General features: G+C 73.5%; 4 protein-coding genes. 1 reads left to right on the forward strand and 3 read right to left on the reverse strand.

Translation table 11 applies throughout. The features are described 5' to 3' along the window. Positions 1-84 precede the first annotated feature (84 nt). The 3 genes from ACS04_RS27280 to ACS04_RS27290 all read right to left on the reverse strand — a co-directional run bounded on the left by ACS04_RS27280 (position 85) and on the right by ACS04_RS27290 (position 2,515). Positions 85-816, reverse strand: a complete 732-nt coding sequence (locus ACS04_RS27280) for a zf-HC2 domain-containing protein (protein ID WP_048479449.1) — start codon at positions 814-816, stop codon at positions 85-87. Next, the gene (locus ACS04_RS27285; RefSeq protein WP_048479450.1) at positions 813-1,418 is read right to left on the reverse strand and encodes a sigma-70 family RNA polymerase sigma factor; all 606 of its coding nucleotides are present in this window, start codon (positions 1,416-1,418) and stop codon (positions 813-815) included. Before ACS04_RS27285 ends, ACS04_RS27280 begins: the two co-directional genes overlap by 4 nt. 104 nt (positions 1,419-1,522) lie before the next feature. Further along, positions 1,523-2,515, reverse strand: a complete 993-nt coding sequence (locus tag ACS04_RS27290) for a DUF1996 domain-containing protein (RefSeq protein WP_048479451.1) — start codon at positions 2,513-2,515, stop codon at positions 1,523-1,525. Between the two features lie 147 nt (positions 2,516-2,662). Between ACS04_RS27290 and ACS04_RS27295 the strand changes: the two genes are divergently transcribed. After that, on the forward strand, positions 2,663-3,397 hold the full coding sequence (locus ACS04_RS27295; protein ID WP_048479494.1) for a DUF1838 family protein: 735 nt from the start codon (positions 2,663-2,665) through the stop codon (positions 3,395-3,397). Positions 3,398-3,622 lie beyond the last annotated feature (225 nt).

A 3,622-nucleotide genomic window follows, 5' to 3' on the forward strand; every position in this document is an offset into this window, starting at 1 on the left:
GTCGCGAGGGTCTCCAGGTTTGTCGTCACACACAAACCAACGAGACCCTCGCTTCATGCGCCCAAGGACTTCGGACTTACTCGTCTAGACCGGCATGGGCACCGACACGAACCGCGTGCCCGACTCGTTCTCGACCAGGACCTCCTTGACGTTGGCCGGGTCCACCGCCGCCGAGCCGTCCAGGGAAGCGCCCTTGCCCTCGCCGTTCTGGCTGCCGACGACCCAGCTGCCGGCGGTGGTGCGCCTGCCGTCCTTCCCGACCACGACCAGCAGGCAGCGCTCGCCCGGCGGGATCCCCGCCACGGCCGCGTGCACCCGCACCCACTTGGCCGCGGGCGTGACCTGTACGGTCATCCGCGCGTTCGTGCGGGCGTCCGTCGCCGACGCCACCTTCGTACCCGCCGGCGGCGGTGAAGGCTGCGCCGACACCGAGGGCGACGGCGGCGGTGGCAGGGCCACCTGCCCGCCGTCCGCCGAGCCCAGCTGCGCCCCGGCCCAGAACACCGCGGCCAGCGAGGCCGCCGCCGCCAGTCCGGCGAGGCCCCGACGCCTGAGCCGCTCGCCCGCGGCCTCGCCCCGCACCTGCCGCAGCGTGCGCTGGAGCAGCAGGTCGCCGCCCTGCGGCGGCCCGTCGAGGAAGGCCTCGGCGGGCACCTCGCCCAACGCCGCTTCCATCTCGCGCAACGCGGTCACCTCCTCACGGCATTGCACGCAGCCGCTCATGTGCTCCTCGACCCGGCGGAGATCCTCCCCGTCCAGGACGCCGAGAACGTACGGGCCGAGCAGTTCCTCCTCCTCGTGCCGCTGCCGGTTCATGCCACCACCTCTCGCAGTCCGGCGCCCTGCCGGGGCGGCCTGCCCATTCGTCTGCCCGTCCGGCCCTCCGTGGTCCCGCCTTGGCGGAACACCTCGCGCAGTGCCTTGAGCGCGTAGTGCGCCCGTGATTTGACCGTGCCCGCCGGGATGCCGAGGCTGTCGGCCGCCTCGGCCACGCTCAGCTGGCGGTAGTACAGCTCCTTCAACACGTCCCGGTGTTCCGGGGACAACTGGTCCAGTGCCCCCAGTACGGTCATCGTGTCCACGATGGAGTCCGCGTGGTCCTGCTCCACCGGGGGAGCGGCCACCTCCCCCGAAACCTCCGCGGGGCGCGCCGCCTTGGCCCGGTAGCGGTCGGTGACGATGTTGCGGGCCACCGTCAGCAGCCAGCCGCGCACCGATCCCTTCCCGTTGACCAGGATCTCGGAATGCCGCCATGCGCGGATGAGCGTCTCCTGGACGACGTCCTCGGCGGCGGCCCGGTCACCGGTCAGCCGGGTGGCGTACGCGAGCAGGGCGTGGCCGTGCTCCTCGTACACCGACCTGATCAGTGCCTCATCGGTCGAGCCCCGCCGTGTACGGGGCCACAGTGGTCCGGCCATCTCACCCTCTCCGTCTTCCTCGCCCATCTGGTGCGGTCAGAACACGCGGCCCGGCGGCCACCGGTTCATGTGACCCCCGTCACTTCGAAGGAACGGCCGCGCCCTCAGGTGCGGCAGGCGCGTCCCTGGTTGAGGCAGTCGACGACGGCGGCCATCTGCGCGTCCGTCATGGCGTCCACGAACATCGCGTGGTCCGTCTTCGGGCTGTGCCGCTGTTCGGGGAAGGAGTCCACGGCGACCGGCACCCCCGGCGGCACGTCGTACGCGAGGGAGAGGCGCAGCTGGGGCACGGCGAACATGCCCTGCGGGCAGACGCCGTTGGCGGCGGGGAAGGCCAGGTGCGAGCGGTGGCCCGGGCTCTCGGTGTCCAGTCCGTTCCAGCAGCCGGGGAAGACGAGCGTACGGGTGAGGCGCTCGCCCGCGGGGCAGCGCGGATAGCGGGTGGTGAACCGGTCCGGGGAGCCGGAACAGCCCCAGCGGGCGCGGACGTCGGCGTCGCTCCCCGCGGTGGCCGCCACCGCGTCGCCGGTCATCGCGCGCAGGAAGCGCGGCAGCGGCACCACCTTGCCCACCGGGCTGCCGCGGAACTCGACGGAGACCGCCGCCTCGGGCAGGATCTCGCCCGTGTTGCCGTGCCCGGCCGAGTGCTCCTGCGGGTGGGCGCCCGCCCGGTCCGTCCGGCGCAGGACCGGCCAGTAGTACGTGGAGCGGTCGCCGCCACGGCAACTGGTCGCGGCGGCGGCCAGGGAGGCGTCGGTCGACATCGCGTCCGTGGTCAGGTTCCCGACGTAGGCGTGGGTGTGGTGGGCGCCCGAGCGCAGGCCCGGAGACACCACCAGGTTGTCCTCGTTGTAGTGGTGCTCCTCGTTGCGCCCGCACTCCACCGTCACGGTGCCCGTGGAGGCGTCGGGTCCGGCCGCCGGATCGCCGGGGCCGGGCGGAACATCCCGTATGTCCACGTAGTCCCTGGAGTTCATCCCGGAATGGGAGGTGCTGTCGGGGGCCGCCACCCGTGCGGCGCCCAGCACCGCGGCCGTCAGCCCGATGCCCAGCACCAGGCAGACGACCAGTGTGAGCAGTCGGCGTTCGTTCCCCATGCGGGTCACCGTCGCCGCTGCGCGCCGCTGCGTCAACCTGGCGTCCCGCATGCCGGTCCGGGTGCCGGTCCGGGCGCCGGCCGGAGCCCTCCGCCGGGCGGCCCGCCCGCTTGCCGAGCCGTCGGCGGACCGCGCACAGTGACCGGCATGACACCCGTAGAGCTCCTGCACGCGTTCGCCCGCACCCGCGCTTCCCTCGACGGCGCCGAGGTGACCTTCTGGTGGTCCGGGGACATCTACTCCTGGGCCCCGGACCAGCCCTACCGGCGCCTCTTCGGCTTCGAGGGGCTCAACGTCGCCCGGCTCGTCGCGGACGCGGACACCGGCGGCTTCCAACTGCTCACCAGGGAGGCAGCGTTCTACCTGGACCCGCAGACCCGGGAGATCCTGGAGACCTGGGAGGACAAGCCGGTGGTCCACGTCTGGAACGATCCGGCCAATCTGCGGCTGCGGCCCTTCCCGGTCCCCCTGACCGAGCTCGGGGACCAGGTCTGCTTCAGCCTGGAGATCCCGATCGCCCATCCCTCGCCGCTGCCGGTCGCCGAGTATCCGCTGAACTCGGCCGACGACACGTACCGGGCCCTGGAGCTCTTCCAGTTCTTCGCGCCGGCCGGGGTGCTCACGACGGACGAGCCCAGCGTCCCCAGCACCATGTCCTGGACGCGGATGTCCCCGTGGCTGCCGTGGATGGAGCAGGGGCAGCGTCCGGGCGGGCTCACGTTCCACTGCCGGGGCCGCAAGACGGGCTCCTACGCCGAGGTCCCGGAGCGCACCCGCGCGTACGTCGCGGCCCGCCATCCGGAGTACGCCCACGCCCCGGAGAAGTGGAGCGAACCCAACGAGACGAGCTGGACCTACTTCCGCACCCACGGCCGCCCCTGAGGCCGCGGGCCCCCTCCGCGGGCCGGGGCCCGGCGAGGGGGCGGGCCCCTTCCGCGGGCCGGGGCCCGGCGGCGGAGGCGGAGAAGTCCGGACGTCCCCGGCGAAACCGGGCGCGGGTGCCGATCCGGGGGTGCGGCGGCCCGGGACCGGCCGGTGGCGAGGGCCGCCCGCGGCCGGGTTCGGGGGGTTCGTCCGGAGTTGACCCGCAGCGGCGGGCGGGGGAAC

It is taken from the genome of Streptomyces roseus, from assembly GCF_001044425.1.
GTDB classification, from domain to species: Bacteria; Actinomycetota; Actinomycetes; order Streptomycetales; family Streptomycetaceae; genus Streptomyces; species Streptomyces roseus.

Bases quoted from the DNA above. Each gene is read 5' to 3' on its own strand.
- ACS04_RS27280 (WP_048479449.1), bottom strand. From the start codon at position 816: ATGAACCGGCAGCGGCACGAGGAGGAGGAACTGCTCGGCCCGTACGTT.
- ACS04_RS27285 (WP_048479450.1), bottom strand. From the start codon at position 1,418: ATGGCCGGACCACTGTGGCCCCGTACACGGCGGGGCTCGACCGATGAG.
- ACS04_RS27290 (WP_048479451.1), bottom strand. From the start codon at position 2,515: ATGGGGAACGAACGCCGACTGCTCACACTGGTCGTCTGCCTGGTGCTG.
- ACS04_RS27295 (WP_048479494.1), top strand. From the start codon at position 2,663: ATGACACCCGTAGAGCTCCTGCACGCGTTCGCCCGCACCCGCGCTTCC.